Origin of the sequence: Wolbachia endosymbiont (group A) of Crataerina pallida, from assembly GCF_964028475.1 — a bacterium.
Taxonomy (GTDB): Bacteria; Pseudomonadota; Alphaproteobacteria; order Rickettsiales; family Anaplasmataceae; genus Wolbachia; species Wolbachia pipientis.
This window is the reverse complement of sequence record NZ_OZ034785.1, coordinates 200,899-218,324: the sequence shown is the minus strand read 5'-3', so window position 1 is coordinate 218,324 and position 17,426 is coordinate 200,899. Positions and strand designations below refer to the sequence as shown.

The window sequence follows — 17,426 nt, the reverse complement described above, 5'->3', positions numbered from 1 at the left end:
AAAAATCAACTGAGTTAATTATAGTATTAAAAAGGCAGTAATAAATAAATATTGATTGGGTTAAGCATAATTTTTGAAAAAAGCTATTTACTGAAATTTTATTAAAATAAGAAACAATCAGGCATGATTATTGAAAGAACAATGGGAAATTTTCTTGTAATTCTATTTATAGTTTTCTATGCATTTGATGCACACGCTGATGGAGCAACAGATGTAATGTGTAATGTAATAGGTTACGTTCATGGAATAGGTGGACCAATGATTACAGTGGTAATAATTGGTTCAAGCTTACTTGCAATATTTGGCAGAATGCCTTGGCCTGCACTTTTCGCACTGGGTATGTTTGTTGCTGTGTTTTTTGGTGCTCCTCAAATTGTAACAAAGGTAACAGAAAAAGAAGTTTGTTGTCTTGATAAGAGACAAACATTGAATAATGGAAAATGCGTTGCTGCTTCTGGATTTGAATATATAGGTCGTGATCGGTGTGCACCTAGTGGTGGTTGCTGTCGTAAGGGCTGGGTGCTCACTAGTAAGGGCAAATGTAAGAAAGCTGGTCTAGATCCTTCAAAGTATTGGTAGTGAAAATGGTGCTTTTATAGAGTTAAATCTAACCACTCATCAAACCACAAAGTATATAATTAATATCCACACCTTTAGTTAAATTCCACTCACGCTTTATTACGTTGTACTCCATGCCAGCCATGTTTTGCAGCGTTACATTATTTTCTCTTAAGTGATTTGCAATTTCTGACGGCTTGAGAAATTTATTCCAGTTATGCGTACCTTTTGGCAGCCAATTTAATATGTACTCTGCACCAATTATTGCAAGACAAAAGGATTTAATAGTTCTATTTATTGTGGATATAAAGATTAACCCCTCCGGTTTTAGCAGTTCTATCGCTTTTTTCATGAAAAGCTCTAAATTATCCACATGTTCAACTACTTCCATCAACAGAACCACGTCGTACTTCTTGTCATTGCTTAGCTCTTCAATGCTGGTGTGTATATATTCTATATTTAACCCTACTTTTTTCGCATGTGAATGCGCTACTTTTATGTTTTCTTCACATACATCTATTCCCACAACGTTAATGCCAACGCGTGCCATTGACTCTGACAAAATGCCACCACCACACCCGACATCAAGCAATGATAATTCTTTTAAATTGCATTTTTTTAACTCTTTTATTTTCTCAATAATGTAAGATACTCTAACAGGATTCATCATGTGCAATGGTTTGAATTTGCCGTTCTCATCCCACCACTGGCCTGCCATTTTAGCGAATTTTGATATTTCATCTTCGTTATAAGTTTTTGTTTTTTTTTTCTTAGAGGTTATATTGCTGAGTTTATCAAGGCGTTTTTTATGTCTGCTTTCTTTTGAAAATTCTGTTTCGAGGAATTGTTTGACTATGTCTTTTGCTAATCCACTCGCAGTAAATCCTGCACCAAGACACAGTACATTTGCGTTGCCATGCTCGCGAGCTAATTTTGCGATCTCAACACTGTTACATAAAGCAGCGTAGATTCCTTCAAAACGATTTGCCACAGTACTCATGCCCAAACCTGTACCACAAATTAATATCCCATAATTTGCTTTTTTGCTTGTTATATCTTCTACAACTTTAACAGCATAGTTTGGGTAATCTACACACTTTTGCTTAGCAGTGCAGCCTTGATCTACTACTCTGTAACCTAGGGCTTCCAGGTAAGGTTTTATTTCTGATTTTAATTCATAACCAGCATGATCTGAGGCAATTGATACTATACCTAACATATAAGAAATAAGGACATTTTATATGGGTTTGAACTTTCTGTCAAGTCATTCAATGCTTCTGACCTTTTGGGAGTTCTAAAGCTATAGCTAAGGTTTTCCTACGTCATACCGCAATTCATTCCACAACTGTACGAACATTGTGATTTGAGAATAATCTCCGCCAGGAAGGGTGTCATCCCAGTGCTTTGGCACTGAGATCCAGAAAACTTAATTTTAAATAAGTACACCAGATAGCTGTATAATAAGAACTGGATTCCAGTGTCAAGCACTGGAATGACACCTTCTGTATAAATATTAAGAAATTTACCAAACGAAAAAAAAGGCAAAAGAAGCCCCGTGGTTGGCTAATTACTTACATTATACTTTCAAGTATGGCGTTTTTTTATTCTAAACACTTAATAACCGCGATTTAGCTGCTTTTAAGCCGCAACTAATCTAAATTATAAACGTTAAGAAATTTACTAAACAGAAAAAAAGGCAAAAGAAACCCTAGGGTAGCTAGTTATTCACTATCCATTTTTTAAGTTGGCGTTTTTTAATGTTTTAAATGCTTTATAAGCGTATTTCAGCTTGTGTAGGTCAAAACCCGGAAATTTGATAAAGACATAAGGCGCACATAGTGCAAAAAATTAAACATGAGACGCCAGATACGTTGAGTTTTTTTGTCATTTAATCTGTACAGAGAAGATAAATAAATAGCTTCAGTTTCATGATAAGGGCGCTGGCGAGGTTTGTCAAGGAAGTTTTTTGTTTCTGTGGGCTACCTGGATGACAGGATTGCTCTTGAATTTGTATAGCTACATTGTCGGTAAATCTAAATTGCTTTAGTTATAGAAATAAATTTCGAGTCAGATGTGTATAAATTCTATATAATTTTTATCCTACTACTAATTTAACAAGATGGATCATATAGATATTATAAAATCAAAATTATTATTATCCGACCTAGTAGGTAAAAAAGTCAGATTAATAAAAAGAGGAGATAGTTTTGTTGGGCTCTGTCCATTTCATAACGAAAAAACCCCATCTTTTTCGGTGAGCAATACTAAGGGGTTATATTACTGTTTTGGTTGCTTAGCTAGTGGTGATGCATTTGAATTTATTTCACAAACTGAAGGATTAAGCTTTAAAGAAGCATTGGAAAAATTAGCATCGGTTACAGGTGTTGAACTGCCCAAAAATCTTAGTATTACAAAAGAGGACAATAAACTATTTTTAGCGCTTGATTTAGCTGCAAATTGGTTTGCACAAAAAAATCAAGGTGTTGTAGATTATTTAAAGCAGCGTAAGATTTTACCTAAAATCATAGATAAATTTAAGATAGGTTATGCACCAAGCTCTGGTTTGAAAGAGTATTTAAACTCTTCAGGTATTGAAGACAAAATTTTAATTGATATTGGATTAGTAAACAAAAATTTTCATGATTATTTTTATGACCGGCTGATATTTCCTATACAGAGCATTGCAGGGAGAGTTATTGGTTTTGGCGGACGTGCGCTAAGTTCTGAGCAACAGCCGAAATATTTAAACAGTCCAGAGAGTCAGCTCTTCAAGAAGAGGGAGAATTTATACGGATTAAACTTTGCTTTAAGCGAAATACGTAAAAAACAGCACATACTCGTTGTTGAAGGATATATGGACGCTATAGCGCTACATCAAGCAGGAATTAGTAATGCAGTTGCTCCGCTTGGTACCGCAATTTCTGCAGAACAGATAAAAAATCTATGGAGATTTGCTAAAGAAATCTCCATCTGTATGGATGGCGATAGTGCTGGACGTCATGCTGCTACTCGAGTTGCAGAACTTGCTCTGCCAATATTAGAGCCTGGATACACGTTAAAGTTTGTGACTTTGCCAAGTAATAAAGATCCATACGATATATGTAACGAACTGGCATACAAGAAAGAAGACGTGTTGACTGCTCTTGACCATTCAACAAAACTGCATTCTGAATATTTATGGCATCACATAATCGATAGCAATTTGCAAAATTATGAAAAACTTGCTCCGGAAAAATATTCAATTCTTGAGCACAAGTTCATGGAATATGTAAATACTATTAGCAACAGCAGTATTAGAAGGTATTACAGAGATTATTTTTACAATAAGGCTAGTGAACTAAGAAGTAGCTTCAAAAAACAGATTTTTAATAGTAAAACTGGAGCAACAAAAGGTGAGTATCTTCATAACAAATCTCCAGAGCTAATTGAAGCAGAGCAAAATCAGGCCGTAATTTTGCGTATAGCCGTAGAATTTCCTGAAATCTTGAACCGTCCTATATTTTTTGAGCAATTTTCTCATTTTGAATTTACTAATGAGATGAAAAGATTACAACAGCGTATAATTGATGTAATAAGTAACAAAAGCAAACTCGATAAAGAGGCTTTGTTACAAGAATTGAAACAGTTTAACGTTATAAAGTATGTATTTGAAAAAACTAGTGTACTAAATAGCCAACTGAACGAGAGAAAATCTGCAGAAATTGTGTGGAATAATATAGTGTTACTAAAAGAGTTAAATGCATTACGAAAAGAAAGAACCGAAGCGAGGCTGAGCGGTAATCTTGACTTAGAGGAAAGGTTGATAGAACAAATAAAGCAAATAGAAAGCAGTATACAAGAAATGCAAATGGAGTTTATTGAAAAGTAGATATCGTCTCGTTAGTCAACAAGAAAATTACAAAATAAGACAATATTTTACATAAGATTGAAATTTTTAACTAATTAAGCCTTCCTCTAACAGCTTCACTGCCATTAAGTTAAAGAAAAAGTGATGGACTGTATTATAAAATCAAGTAAGATCCATAAGTTAAAAGAAGCAATAATATGAGTAAAAAAAAGAGTAATTACATTTATAAAAAATAAATTGATGAGTTTGAACTTTATAAACGCTCACAAAGTATCCTCAAAAGATTTTTCAAGAAAAAGAAAGCTGCCTTTCATTGATGTGTTTATTCTAATTTTCAGAAAGAGTGTAAAATCATTGCAAGTAATGCTTAATGAGTTTGTTCTGCATACAAGAAAGGATCACACAATCACGGCAAGTGCATTTACTCAAGCAAGGAAAAAGCTAAAGCATACTGCGTTTTCAGAGCTAAACGATGATATAGTTTCTCTATACTATCAAGATAAGGAATTTAAAACCTATCATGGTTTCAGAATGCTTGCCTTTGATGCTTCTATACTTATCCTGCCAAAAAGTAGTGAGGTAATAAATGAATTTGGCTCAAGACCAATAAGAAATTGGACTAAAAAAGAGTTTGGAGATTACACAAGTACAACTTTTGAAGTATGTTACGATGTATTAAATAATGTCTCTATAAAATCAGTACTTGGCAGAAGTGACAGTTATGAAGTTGCCTTAGCTATTGATATGCTTGGCAGCGTGAAATCTAACGATTTGCTGATCTGTGATAGGGGATATGTTTCTTATCGGTTTTTTGCTGAGCTTGCACAAAGAGGTATTAATTACATAATTCGCTGTCCATATTCGTCATTTAATGAAATTAATGCTATGTTTAAGCCAGAAAGTCCATCTGATGCGATAGTCGTGTCAACCGCACCTGTCAAGGTAGCAAGACAGCTAAGGAAGCTAGGATTACCTGATAAAATAAAGTTTAGATTGGTCAAGATAGTTCTTTCTTCTGGCGAGATTGAAGTGTTGGCTACATCGTTGTTAGAAGAACAGCAGTTTAAAGTTGAAGAATTTGGAGAGTTATATTATTTACGTTGGGGAGTAGAAACATTTTTTTCCAAACTCAAAGGAAGGTTAGGTTTAGAAAATTTTACAGGTAAAAGTGTTGAAACCATAAAGCAGGATTTTTGGTCAACCATCTTTATTAGCAACTTAGAAAGTATTATGACAGAGGATATAGAAGAGACATTGAACGCGGGTCTAGCCAATTGCAAGTACGAGAAAAGCATCAATAAATCTGTCTCATTTAATGCAATAAAAAATTTAGCTTTCGATGTTTTTTCTACAGAGTCAGACATAGACTGCATTATGGATCGATTATCACAGTTATTTTTGATGAATACTTTAGTAGTGAGAAAAGGAAGGAAGGTCGAGCGTAATAAAGTAACTGATACTCGTTCACTGAACTACCAAAAAAGAACTAGAAAACATGTGTTTTGAACCTAAGATACCTTTTTGTTAGAGGTTACATCTTTCACTCAATAACCTACAGTTGTTATTTTTTCAGTACCTTGAATTTTACTTCCCTCAAGGTTCACCATAATATTTGTCATCATTACAAAATTACTTATATTTTTGGTCGAATTTTAACTCCTGTTTCCTTAACTTAATGGCAGTGCTAACAGCTTTGCCCTGTAGTTTTTGATATGGTTAGGATCACTTGAAAATGTATAATTTTTGTAGTTAGCTCTGCTGTGCATATAAAGCTTACTATTGACTTTTATCACATTATCTCACATTATCTCACATAATATGCATGTGAGAAGAATATGAACTGGAAGAATTTTCGTCTTAGTACACGTCTCAACCTAGAAGGGCCTGTAATTGAGCAAGTGTACGAGTTAATTACTGCAGTTGATAGTGTTAAAAATAGCTGGCAGATAACGAAAAAACTACTACCACAAACAATTGAAAGATTAACTCATTCAGTTATTGTTACATCTTCTGGCGCTTCTAACCGTATTGAAGGAAATCGTCTAACCGATAAAGAAGTTGAGGATCTATATAAAAACCTACGTGTCAAAAAATTCAAAAATAGAGATGAGCAAGAAATTGCTGGCTACTTAGAAATGCTTACACTAATATTTCATGATTATACGGATATTCCAATTAGTGAGTCATCAATATTGCACATTAACAACCAGATGCTACTTTATAGTGAAAAAGATTTGTATCATAGAGGAAAATACAAAGCAAGTTCTAATAGAGTTGAGGCAAAAGATCAGAATGGAAAAGTTGTTGGTATAATTTTTGATCCCACACCACCTTACCTTGTTAGAAAGGAAGTACAAGAGCTTATTGATTGGTATCACTGGTCCTTAAATAATAAATTTAAGCATCCTCTTATTATTATTGCTAACTTTGTTTTTGAGTATCTGGCAATACACCCTTTTCAAGATGGGAATGGCAGAACTAGTAGATTGATGACTAATTTAATGCTGTTGCAGCAGGGTTATGATTTTGTATCTATTGTATCACATGAAAAGATAATTGAAACTAACAAACTTGATTACTATTTAGCGCTTAATAAAACACAAAGTAGCTGGAAAAGTGGCAAAGAAGATATTTCCCCGTGGTTAATATTTTTTCTTAATGTACTCAAAACGCAAGCAAATGAGGCGCATTATATTCTTGAGAGGGAGAATACTGAATATTTATTATCAAGAAAACAATTGTTCTTCTGGGAATGGGCACTTAGCCTTGCAGATAAAGAATTTAGTAGAAAAGATGCTATAGAAGCTCTAGGATTTCCTCCAAGAACAGTAGAGGCAATTACAAAGAAACTGCTAGGGATGAAATACTTACAGCGTCTTGGAGAAGGCAAAGCCACTAGATATAAAGTTATTATTTAAAAGTTTTAGTATGTTTTTCGAGATTTTTTTAAATCCAGTCTTATGCACAACTTTGTTTGCAATTTTATTCGATTAAAAATTGCATTTTAGCAATAAAAAACTTACTTATTGTAGGAAAATCTTGTGTTTGTTCTCATATAAAACTATTTATGGAGTGACAATGGTACATGTATTATACTTACATTTCTGATTCGAAAATTTATGCAGTTGTTTCTAACAAGATTGGTCAACAAATTCTATTGTTTAAAGATGAGAAATAAAGTAATCATCATTTCCAGTATTGCTTTTATTCTACTGTTTTTTATCAGCAGTGCATTTTTAAAAAAAGATCAGGCGGTTCATAGCGATAATGCAACTAGTAGCTTTTCAGTAAAAACTCAAGAATGTGCGCCGCAAAACCGCACTATATATTTAAATTTTTCTGGTACAGTAAATCCCTTACATAGAGCTAGCCTTGTCTCAAAAATAAGTGGTAAGATTATTGCTATTTATTTACCTGATGGTGAAAAGGTAAAAAGAGATGATGTAGTGTTAAAGATAGAAGATTATGACAGGATTGAGCAAGCTCAGAAAGCCAAAGCTTTATTAAAGCAGCGTGAAATTGAGTATGATTCCTCTCACAAACTGAATAAAAAAGGCTATGGGGCACAAATACAAGTAGAAGCAGCTTTTACTGCGTTACAAAGTGCAAAAGCTGACCTAAAAAGGCTAGAATTGGATTTAGAAAATACTGCAGTCACATCTCCTATAGATGGTTATATTGATAAAATCAATGCAAACGAAGGGGATTTTGTTAATGCTGGGCAAAAAATAGCTGACGTGGTTAATTTCGATCAAATTCTTGTAGTGTTATACGTTTCGGAAAATGAAGTAAATAAAATAGAGCTAGGCAGCACAGCTCAAATTAATTTGCTGGACGGAAAAGAATTGGCAGGTGAAGTAAGTTTTATTAGTAAAATTGCTGAGCCTAAAACTGGGTCTTATAGGGTAGAAGTAAAGGTAACTAATAATAAAATGATATCCTTGCAGGGACTAACTGCCAACGTAAGGCTACCTTCAGGCGAAAGATTTGCATATAAAGTTCCTTCTTCAGCCCTGAGCTTAAGTGACGAGGGTGCTCTTGGAATAAAGATTGTTGATGACAATAATTATGTAGTATTTGCACCAATAGAAATTGTTGATCATGAGAGCGATGGGGTTTGGATAGTAGCAAATAACGAAGATAAACCCATAAAGTTAATAGTATTGGGCCACCTATTTGTTAAGCCTGGTGATAAGGTTTAAGACATAAGATCCTTTGACCTTACCCAGAAAAAGTGGAGAGAAAGTGTGGAATGTTTTTTACAAAAAGAATGATGCATCAAATTGTTCTGGAATGCAATAGTTAATAGTGACGTTGTTTGTTATAAAAAATTTCTATGTATTCAAATATTGCAGTTCTAGTTTGTTGAGCAGAGTGTTGTGAAGTATCAATAAGTATTTCTCTTTTCAATGAGCTAAAGAAGCTTTCTGCAACAGAATTGTCGTAACAACAGCCTTTATTACTCATCTATATTCTTTACAGCTAAGAGATATTGATACCCTTGCGCAGTATATTGTGAACCTTGGTCACTGTGCAGCAGTAGATTTTTAACAGGTTTACGCCTATTAATGGCCATTAATAAAGAGTTCATAACCAATTGTTTATTTATTGCACTACTCATTAACTACCATACGTGAGAATTATTGCTGCCAAATATAGCCATCCTTCTTTGGTTTTTATATAAGTAATCCCATACTTTATTTGGTTGATCAACAATAAAGTTTTGATCTAGTATATTGGGAGCTACAGCTCTATTATCTGTTTGTTGTTTTTTAATTTTAAACTTTCTTCTCAGTATAGCCCTGATGTCATTTTTCTGCATAATACTTTGCACCGTTTTCAAATTGCAACTTTTACCCAAAGCCTTCAATTCAGCATGAATTTTAGGAGCTCCATATCTACATTTAGAAACTTGATATATTTTTTGAATAGCTTCGAGTAGCTCTTTATTTGCTGATTCTCTACTGCTTATTTTTCTTGTGGTCCACTTATAGTAGCCACTAGCAGAAAATCCTACATAATTCCTGTACTTTATAGCAGTTACTATATAAAAAAATATTTTACTCTTTTTGACTGGCCAGGGCTTTTTTTTAAATGTCTCTTTCCCTTGTTACTCTTGCTTTGTAAATCAAACCTCTCTTTGTCGTAAGGAGCCATGTTACCTCTACCTGGAAATGCATTTGCCGCTGACTTTTTTTCGTTATATTTCTTCATCCATTTTCCTAATAAACCACCCTTTATTCCTAAATCTCTTGCTATTTTTGTAATTGTTTGACCTGCCTTTCTTTGTTCATTTGCCAGTTTAACAGCTTCCAATTTGAATTCTGCCGTATATTCTCTTACCATTTCTAATCCTCCAAAATTTTATTTTACCCAAAAAAACTCTTTTCTTTCTCTCCACTTTTTCTGGGTAAGGTCACTACTGCTATTCCACGTCAAGAACAACCATAAGTTCATTAGGGTTCACATAACCTAAAGCATTTTTTGCTTGCTCATCAAGCAGATCTAAATCTAAGCTTTTTTCATATAAGCCAAATACTTTGTTGTCCAACTTTTCCTTTTCAGAAGAGACATCCTTTAGCAAAAGTTTATTGTACTCGATTTCTTTTTTTAAATCGATTAACGTCAATAAGCCACGTTTACCTGTAATTGTGCTAATGCTGAAATATAATGTAAGGGAAGAAATGAGTAAGGCTGCGCTTAAACACAGTAACTTTTGCTTCTTTTTAGATATAAGCACCGTACTTTCACATATAAAAAATATATAACATGAAAAGGTGAACAAAAAGCTAAGAACCTTGACGCGCTTTACACCTTGGCTTTACCTTATTTATAATGTAAATCTTACCACCCCTTTTCACAACTTTACAATTTTTATCTCTGTTACGATGAGATTTTAGCGACCCTTTGACTTTCATATCTATAGTAAGAATTAAATTACTTTACATTATAATCACTTATCAAGAGTTAGTCAATTGATAACATTTTATTAAAATATTGTATAATTGTTGCTGATACTTCTTCGATCGACTTTTGCGTGACATCGATAATTGGCCAGTTATTCTGTTTAAAGAGCTCCTCTGCTTCTTTAATTTCCTTTTCTACTTTCTCAGGGTTAGCATATATATTATTATCTTCGTTGTTAATTGAAGTAAGTCTATTTTTGCGTATTTCTATTAGCCTACTTACGTCTATTGTTACCCCTATCGTTAGTTTATTTTTTAATTTTGCCAAGTCAACATAAAAGGGTACTCCACTAACAAAAGGAATATTTGCAACTTTATAGCCTCGGTAAGCTAAATACGTACTGGTGGGAGATTTTGATGTACGTGAAACTCCAACCAAAATTATATCTGCTTTATCAATATCTTGAATATTTTGTCCATCATCATGATTAATAGTGTAGTTTATTGCCTCAATGCGCTGAAAATATTCGTTATTTATCTCAGTATGCAAGTCAAGCTTTTCGTCTTTTTCAATTTCAAGATAAGACGAAATTTCTCTAATAATATGTGATAATATTGCTCTATAGGGAATTTTCAACTTTATACAGTTATCTTTTAGATATTTTCTTAGCTCATCATCAGTAATAGTGCATATAACAAAATTATGCTCATCACTTTTCCTATTAATTTCCTCCAGAATTTTGTCAATCTGCTCTTCTCCTTTTACAAAAGACCAAACATATTCGATCGTTTCTACAGAACGAAAGTGTTTCAGAGCTGATTTTGCAACTGATATAACAGTTTCACCACTTGAATCTGATACTAAGTGTAGATTAAGCTTTTTAAGGGTCATATACTAAAAATAATAGCTAGCAATCTGCTACTGAAATTATGCTAATTTGTTGACCTACGTAAATATAGAAAAACTATCCTGTTGATAAAACTCAAACTAATTGGTAAATTCTTAACACAATTATTCTCAAAACGAATGTTTTTATTAAAGCCTACAAATTTCTCTTATTTTTCTAAGAAAGCTCTACCTTGGCTTGGGGTTATTTGTTTCGCATGTTTTTTAATTGGAATGTCTTTGGCGTTATTCTTCTCTCCAGAAGATTATAAACAAGGAGAAATTGTACGAATCATGTACATTCATGTGCCTTCTGCATGGCTTGCTCTTGGAATATATGGATTAATTGCATCACTTGGTTTCATTTCATTGGTATGGAACAATAGCATTGCTAGTGTCTTGGCACATGCTGCTGCTCCTGCAGGGACAGTCTTTTCGGCAATATGCTTAATCACAGGCAGCATCTGGGGAAAAGGAACCTGGGGCACTTGGTGGGTATGGGATGCAAGGCTTACTTCAATGCTGATTTTATTTTTCCTATATGTTGGCTACCTTTCATTGTGGAGCGCTTTTGATAATGAAGCGAGGGCAGAAAAATCAGCAGCAGTATTTGCCATCTTTAGTGCTATAAATATTCCTATAGTAAAATTTTCCGTGAATTTATGGTCCACTCTCCATCAGCCAGCAAGCATTTTGAGAAAAGGTGGAATAGCAATAGAAAGTTCCCTGCTGTTGCCACTGGTTGCAATGTTTATGTTTTGTGCCACATTTTTTTTAGTAGTGTGGATACTGTATTCACTTTACTTAATTAATTTATATAAGATAAAGAGAGAAATCAGTATGCGGTATTAGGCCGAGAGATGAAAATAGAACACACCACATCACCAAGTAGCAAAGACATTGAATTCCTACTCAAAAAGATTAATGAAGAAACCGTTGATAAAGGTACGTGTAACCCATTTGCTTTTTTTATTCGCGATGATACTGAACAAATTATTGTAGGTTGTAGCGGTTTTGTTATCTATGGTTCAATTTACACTGACTTGCTTTGGGTGCACTCTGATTATAGAAGAAAAGGTATGGGAAAGCAGCTAATGGAAGAAGTTCATGATTATGGTCGTGAGATGCACTGTAAAATAGCAACCGTTGCAACCATGCATTTTCAAAAAGCGAAAGTATTTTATGAAAAGCTTGGGTATAAGTGTGATCTTGTACGTCCAGGGTATGTTAACATGTATATTTTTGAAGAAAGTGTTGTGAGATGCACTGTAAAATAGCAACCGTTGTAACCATGAACTCTAAAATATTTAAAGAGCCTACTAATATCTTTAAGGTAAATGTTCATGTGATTCCGCAGAATAATTCTGTTTTTTGATTCTATCTGTCCATTTATCATTTTCTATATCTTGTTTGTTGGTTGCTTTTTTTTCTTGCTCAACAATTGCCTTATCTATCTCCTTATGAATTGCATCAATTGCATTAATCGCACCTCCTTTTTTGTATACTTCGCTTTTCCCTTCAATAATTAGAGGTTGTCCGGAAACTAGTAAATTCAAGCATATTCCCTCTTTAACATAACCCTACTCATAGCTAGGTATATGAAATTCTCAGTGGATGTTGTGAGTAAATCATACTCCTTCGATAGCCTTCTATTCCTATTAACCCAAGCAAAAGTCCTTTCTACAACCCATCTTCTTGGCTGTACTTTAAACCCTTGTTCTCTTGTTGGTAGTAGCTCAGGTGGCGTATCTTTGTGCACCCAAAATCTACATGGAGGCCTTTTAACAATTTCAATATCTATGTCATATTCTTCCTTTATGTGATTCTTTAAATTTCTTCCTTGGTATCCCATGTCAGCCCACATTTTTTTAACTTTAGTATATTTTGTTCTCATATTGTTTAATGCTATTTTAATACCATCTCTATCATTTTCGTTAGCAGCGCCTACGTAACAACCTAGTATAAAACCCTGAGTGTCTGTAATTATATGCCTTTTTCTACCCTTTACTTTTTTACTTCCATCATAGCCTTTGATCCCCCCTTTTCTGTAGTCTTTACAGATTGACTATCTACTATACAGGCACTCGGCTGCTCATTCCTTCCTATTTTTCTTCTACTATATTTTGTAATTTCATAATTCATTTTCTCAAAAATTCCCTGCTTCTTCCATTGCCTGAACTGCTCATACACAGTCTTCCATAGCGGAAAATCATTTGGTAAATACCGCCATTGACACCCTGTACGCAATACCATACGCGTCAAGTTAAGGAAATAAAGGTATGAAAGAGATAGAATAATAAGGTATAAGTTCTCCCAGATATACTTTTAGTGAGAGAACCAATGAATAAAATAACTTGCTTATCAAAAAAGCTCAAAGAATTTTTTAATGAAAAAGCAGAGAAAATCTCAATTACAACAAGGTTTATAAAAAGAAAGAGAAAGCTAAAAGGTTCATCATTCGTAAAAGCCATGGTCTTGGGTAATATAGGAGTTGATAATTGTAGCGTAGAAACAATGTGTCAATTACTAAACGAGGACTCGATAGATATAACAAAACAAGGTTTGGATTTTAGATTTACTGAAGAAGCAGTGGAATTTATGAAAAGGATGTATAATGAATCTGTGATTCTCTTTAAAAATATCTTGCAAGTTGATTGCAAAATCTTACAGCAATTTAATAGTGTTAAATTATTGGACAGTAGCTATATTACTCTACCTAACAGTATGGAAGAGATGTATAAAGGTTATGGTACTAGCTACAGTGGCTATGAAAGCAATACTAAGTCTGGAATAAAGTTACAATTAGTTTTCGACTACATGAATCAGATAATAGACCAACTTAATTTAACGGAGGGGGTAAGATCAGACCAGGGATATAGGAAACATTTAAGTAATATATTAAGCAATGATTTGCTAATATCTGATCTCGGTTATTTTGTGCCAAGTTCTTTTAAACAAATCAATGAAATAGGAGCTTATTTCATAAGTCGTCGATACCAACATATATGATGTAGAAACAAATCAAAAAATGGAGTTATTAGAATGTTTAGAGATTTTTAGAAAACGAGGTATTGTTAGGAAAAGAAGCAAAAATTAGAGTAAGAATTATATGTCAGAAACTAACTGAAGAACAGTCTATGGCCAGAAGAAGGAAAGCTAATAGATTAGCAAGATCGCAGATCCTCTAAAAGAAATCAAAAATTGTTGAACTGGTCAATATTTATAACTAATGTTCCAGAAAATAAAATTAGTGCTGAGCAAGTATTAACGATTTACAGAGTAAGGTGGCAAATTGAGTTATTATTTAAATTGTATAAAAGCCATATCAGGCTTGATAAGCTAAAAGGAAAGCCATGCAGAGTATTATGTGAACTATATGCTAAATTGTGCGCAATTCTTATATTTCACGGCATAGTTGGTTGCACAGAAGTGAAAAAGAATACAGAACTTAGCTTAACAAAGGCATTTATTGAGCTAAAAAGGCGGGTTAGAGAGTTATTTTTAGTATTAACCAAAATTAATAGTTTAAAAGCATTTCTTAAAAAACTCACTATAACTTGGTCGCGATTTTCATTAAAAGACAAACGTAGAAGGGCTAGAGTATCCACTTGAACCTCTCTAAATTTGCTCACAATCTCTTAACTTGACGCGTATGGTACGCAATACATAGAAAATTGCTTCTAATATTTCTCTTTTGCTATACTTTGGCGGCCTTCCTCCTTTCTTGTATGATACTCTGAAGTGTTTTTCTATTCTTGCCCATTCCCTTTCGCTTAGATCTGTTGGATACTTTTTTCTCATCTTTACCCCGTACTAAAATTTCAGATATTATAGCCTTTTACTAGTTTCCGGACAACCTCTTAGAGGTTGTCCGGAAACTAGTAAATTCAAGCATATTCCCTCTTTAACATAACCCTACTCATAGCTAGGTATATGAAATTCTCAGTGGATGTTGTGAGTAAATCATACTCCTTCGATAGCCTTCTATTCCTATTAACCCAAGCAAAAGTCCTTTCTACAACCCATCTTCTTGGCTGTACTTTAAACCCTTGTTCTCTTGTTGGTAGTAGCTCAGGTGGCGTATCTTTGTGCACCCAAAATCTACATGGAGGCCTTTTAACAATTTCAATATCTATGTCATATTCTTCCTTTATGTGATTCTTTAAATTTCTTCCTTGGTATCCCATGTCAGCCCACATTTTTTTAACTTTAGTATATTTTGTTCTCATATTGTTTAATGCTATTTTAATACCATCTCTATCATTTTCGTTAGCAGCGCCTACGTAACAACCTAGTATAAAACCCTGAGTGTCTGTAATTATATGCCTTTTTCTACCCTTTACTTTTTTACTTCCATCATAGCCTTTGATCCCCCCTTTTCTGTAGTCTTTACAGATTGACTATCTACTATACAGGCACTCGGCTGCTCATTCCTTCCTATTTTTCTTCTACTATATTTTGTAATTTCATAATTCATTTTCTCAAAAATTCCCTGCTTCTTCCATTGCCTGAACTGCTCATACACAGTCTTCCATAGCGGAAAATCATTTGGTAAATACCGCCATTGACACCCTGTACGCAATACATAGAAAATTGCTTCTAATATTTCTTTTTTGCTATACTTTGGCGGCCTTCCTCCTTTCTTGTATGATACTCTGAAGTGTTTTTCTATTCTTGCCCATTCCCTTTCGCTTAGATCTGTTGGATACTTTTTTCTCATCTTTACCCCGTACTAAAATTTCAGATATTATAGCCTTTTACTAGTTTCCGGACAACCTCTAACTTAATAAAAGTATTTACAACAGACTGCACTTGATTATGATTAACCTGACCTTTTGTCAAAGAAGGTAAAGAGCCTAATTCCATCAATACTTCTGGTGCTGTTTTATCTTGAGTGGAAAGTCCTAAATTATCTGCTACTTTACTTATTAATAACTCTCTGTGTTCTTTATTATCTTCCAATTTAGCATAATCACTCAATAGATCTATAACGGTAGATACTCTGACTTCAACAACATCATCAACATCTTCATCTTCTAGAGCAACTCCTGACCCCAATAACCTCTCTCTGAGATTTTCGCTTAAAAGATTGATAAATTCTTCATTTGCATCTGATCCTGTGGTTGATATTGTACCATCTAAATAGTTACTTTGAGCACCGAAGCCATGCTCTATTTGTATTTTTGTCTCAGGTTTAAATCCTAATTTTGCACAGAATTTCTGAAAATATTCTTTAATAATGTCAAACAAGCTCTTGCCATTATCTTTATAATTTTTTAACTCTTTAGGAATAGTAAGTGACAATTTACCATCTCTGTATGTTACAAAGTCTTCACCATTGTGAGATTCAATTGTAAATTCCAATGAACTAGACAGATTACATATCTTATCGCCATGCATAACTTGATTTTTAACAGAGAGTATTGGTAGCCTCATATCAGATCTAATTCTCACATTATTTTGGTTAGCACAATCAATATTTATTACTTTTTTAGGATTTTCTACTATGAACGACTGTCCAAGTGCAAGTTGGGTTTGTATAAATGGAGCAGCCTCATACCCTGCTTGATTACAATTGGTAACTAGCTCTTCTAAAATAGCATCACTTGGAACTTCTGCCCCAGCGTATCTGAACATTTTTTTGAAAACTTCTTTTGCAAAGGAACGGTAATCCTTGTTTTCATCTTTCTCTGTTGGTAATAGATGGATATACCTTTGGCCAGCATTGTAAAATTCTTCAAATTCTTTCTTATATGAATCGGTTTTTTGATGATTGGCAGTTTTGGAATTTTCACAGTGATTTTTCCATAGCTCACCCAATGCATTACTTACAAGCTCTTTCTCAATATCTTCGAGTACTGAAGCAACAAAAGCTTTGCCATGATCCGTATCTATTTCTCTTGTTCCTTTTTTGTTAAATATTTCGTCATTATATATATCATCACTATTAAAAAGTTCGCTTTTGCGGTGCTTAGCTCCTTCCTTAAATGCAATAATAAGATTTTTATCTATTTCTTTTCCGTTAATAATAAAATTCATCCTTTGAAAATCTAAGAACATTGTTTCACCGGAATTCGCTAATTTATTATCTTGATCTGCTCTTAATTTACTAAAATTGAACTCTTTAGCTGTGGCCTTTAATCTAACTACTGGACTCTTATTATTTTTTCCTTTTGTCTCTTTCATAAATAACACCTTACTGTAAATATGCTGTAAGTTATATCATATA

General features: G+C 33.7%; 16 protein-coding genes and 6 pseudogenes. 9 read left to right on the top strand and 13 right to left on the bottom strand.

The annotated features are described in order from the left end of the window. Positions 1-141 precede the first annotated feature (141 nt). Complete coding sequence (locus ABWU55_RS07825) at positions 142-579, top strand: TrbC/VirB2 family protein (RefSeq protein ID WP_410530058.1); 438 nt, start codon at positions 142-144, stop codon at positions 577-579. A 28-nt stretch (positions 580-607) separates the two neighbouring features. Here ABWU55_RS07825 and ubiG read toward each other — a convergent pair whose 3' ends face one another. Further along, positions 608-1,777, bottom strand: coding sequence for a bifunctional 2-polyprenyl-6-hydroxyphenol methylase/3-demethylubiquinol 3-O-methyltransferase UbiG (gene ubiG, locus ABWU55_RS01115; RefSeq protein ID WP_353286373.1), 1,170 nt, complete (start codon positions 1,775-1,777; stop codon positions 608-610). A 195-nt stretch (positions 1,778-1,972) separates the two neighbouring features. Here ubiG and ABWU55_RS07820 point away from each other — a divergent pair. The 5 genes and pseudogenes from ABWU55_RS07820 to ABWU55_RS01090 all read left to right on the top strand — a co-directional run. Further along, positions 1,973-2,059, top strand: a pseudogene (locus tag ABWU55_RS07820) (WPE palindromic element domain-containing protein); the annotation flags it as partial. Between the two features lie 618 nt (positions 2,060-2,677). Then, positions 2,678-4,426, top strand: a complete 1,749-nt coding sequence (dnaG, locus tag ABWU55_RS01105) for a DNA primase (RefSeq protein WP_353286372.1) — start codon at positions 2,678-2,680, stop codon at positions 4,424-4,426. A gap of 219 nt (positions 4,427-4,645) precedes the next feature. Continuing rightward, positions 4,646-5,911, top strand: a complete 1,266-nt coding sequence (locus tag ABWU55_RS01100; RefSeq protein ID WP_353286161.1) for an IS4 family transposase — start codon at positions 4,646-4,648, stop codon at positions 5,909-5,911. 329 nt (positions 5,912-6,240) lie between these two features. After that, on the top strand, positions 6,241-7,323 hold the full coding sequence (locus tag ABWU55_RS01095) for a Fic family protein (protein WP_010082532.1): 1,083 nt from the start codon (positions 6,241-6,243) through the stop codon (positions 7,321-7,323). Between the two features lie 201 nt (positions 7,324-7,524). After that, on the top strand, positions 7,525-8,607 hold the full coding sequence (locus ABWU55_RS01090; protein WP_174515936.1) for an efflux RND transporter periplasmic adaptor subunit: 1,083 nt from the start codon (positions 7,525-7,527) through the stop codon (positions 8,605-8,607). Positions 8,608-8,707: 100 nt separating this feature from the next. On the opposite strand, the gene ABWU55_RS01085 is transcribed toward ABWU55_RS01090, so the two are convergent. The 7 genes from ABWU55_RS01085 to ABWU55_RS01055 form a co-directional block, all read right to left on the bottom strand. Then, a complete protein-coding gene (locus ABWU55_RS01085; protein WP_010082072.1) occupies positions 8,708-8,872 on the bottom strand; it encodes an IS3 family transposase in 165 nt (54 codons plus the stop codon). After that, positions 8,865-9,026, bottom strand: coding sequence for a DDE-type integrase/transposase/recombinase (locus tag ABWU55_RS01080; RefSeq protein ID WP_010082071.1), 162 nt, complete (start codon positions 9,024-9,026; stop codon positions 8,865-8,867). Before ABWU55_RS01080 ends, ABWU55_RS01085 begins: the two co-directional genes overlap by 8 nt. A gap of 3 nt (positions 9,027-9,029) precedes the next feature. Then, a complete protein-coding gene (locus ABWU55_RS01075; protein WP_353286549.1) occupies positions 9,030-9,377 on the bottom strand; it encodes an IS3 family transposase in 348 nt (115 codons plus the stop codon). A gap of 71 nt (positions 9,378-9,448) precedes the next feature. Continuing rightward, positions 9,449-9,751: a transposase gene (locus ABWU55_RS01070; protein WP_209472831.1), complete on the bottom strand. Its 303-nt coding sequence runs from the start codon at positions 9,749-9,751 to the stop codon at positions 9,449-9,451. Between the two features lie 79 nt (positions 9,752-9,830). Then, on the bottom strand, positions 9,831-10,145 hold the full coding sequence (locus ABWU55_RS01065; protein ID WP_010962526.1) for an FtsB family cell division protein: 315 nt from the start codon (positions 10,143-10,145) through the stop codon (positions 9,831-9,833). 49 nt (positions 10,146-10,194) lie between these two features. After that, positions 10,195-10,323: a type B 50S ribosomal protein L36 gene (gene ykgO / locus ABWU55_RS01060; protein ID WP_006279631.1), complete on the bottom strand. Its 129-nt coding sequence runs from the start codon at positions 10,321-10,323 to the stop codon at positions 10,195-10,197. A gap of 49 nt (positions 10,324-10,372) precedes the next feature. Beyond that, entirely contained in the window at positions 10,373-11,203 is an 831-nt protein-coding gene (locus ABWU55_RS01055) for a pyruvate, water dikinase regulatory protein (RefSeq protein WP_006280267.1), read from the bottom strand. Between the two features lie 135 nt (positions 11,204-11,338). Between ABWU55_RS01055 and ccmC the strand changes: the two genes are divergently transcribed. After that, complete coding sequence (ccmC, locus tag ABWU55_RS01050; protein ID WP_010962525.1) at positions 11,339-12,049, top strand: heme ABC transporter permease CcmC; 711 nt, start codon at positions 11,339-11,341, stop codon at positions 12,047-12,049. 8 nt (positions 12,050-12,057) lie between these two features. Next, complete coding sequence (locus ABWU55_RS01045) at positions 12,058-12,474, top strand: GNAT family N-acetyltransferase (RefSeq protein WP_353286371.1); 417 nt, start codon at positions 12,058-12,060, stop codon at positions 12,472-12,474. 51 nt (positions 12,475-12,525) lie between these two features. Here the strand turns inward: ABWU55_RS01045 and ABWU55_RS01040 are convergent. Then, positions 12,526-12,726 (bottom strand): annotated as a pseudogene (locus ABWU55_RS01040) (hypothetical protein); the annotation flags it as partial. A 23-nt stretch (positions 12,727-12,749) separates the two neighbouring features. Continuing rightward, a pseudogene (locus ABWU55_RS01035) lies at positions 12,750-13,447 on the bottom strand (IS5-like element ISWpi1 family transposase); the annotation flags it as partial. A gap of 90 nt (positions 13,448-13,537) precedes the next feature. Between ABWU55_RS01035 and ABWU55_RS01030 the strand changes: the two are divergent. Continuing rightward, a pseudogene (locus ABWU55_RS01030) lies at positions 13,538-14,809 on the top strand (IS4 family transposase). A gap of 42 nt (positions 14,810-14,851) precedes the next feature. Here ABWU55_RS01030 and ABWU55_RS01025 read toward each other — a convergent pair. From ABWU55_RS01025 to ABWU55_RS01015, 3 genes and pseudogenes are all read right to left on the bottom strand, one after another. Then, a pseudogene (locus ABWU55_RS01025) lies at positions 14,852-14,998 on the bottom strand (transposase); the annotation flags it as partial. An 86-nt stretch (positions 14,999-15,084) separates the two neighbouring features. Continuing rightward, positions 15,085-15,917 (bottom strand): annotated as a pseudogene (locus tag ABWU55_RS01020) (IS5 family transposase). 20 nt (positions 15,918-15,937) lie between these two features. Next, positions 15,938-17,383, bottom strand: coding sequence for a hypothetical protein (locus ABWU55_RS01015; RefSeq protein WP_353286370.1), 1,446 nt, complete (start codon positions 17,381-17,383; stop codon positions 15,938-15,940). Positions 17,384-17,426: the final 43 nt, after the last annotated feature.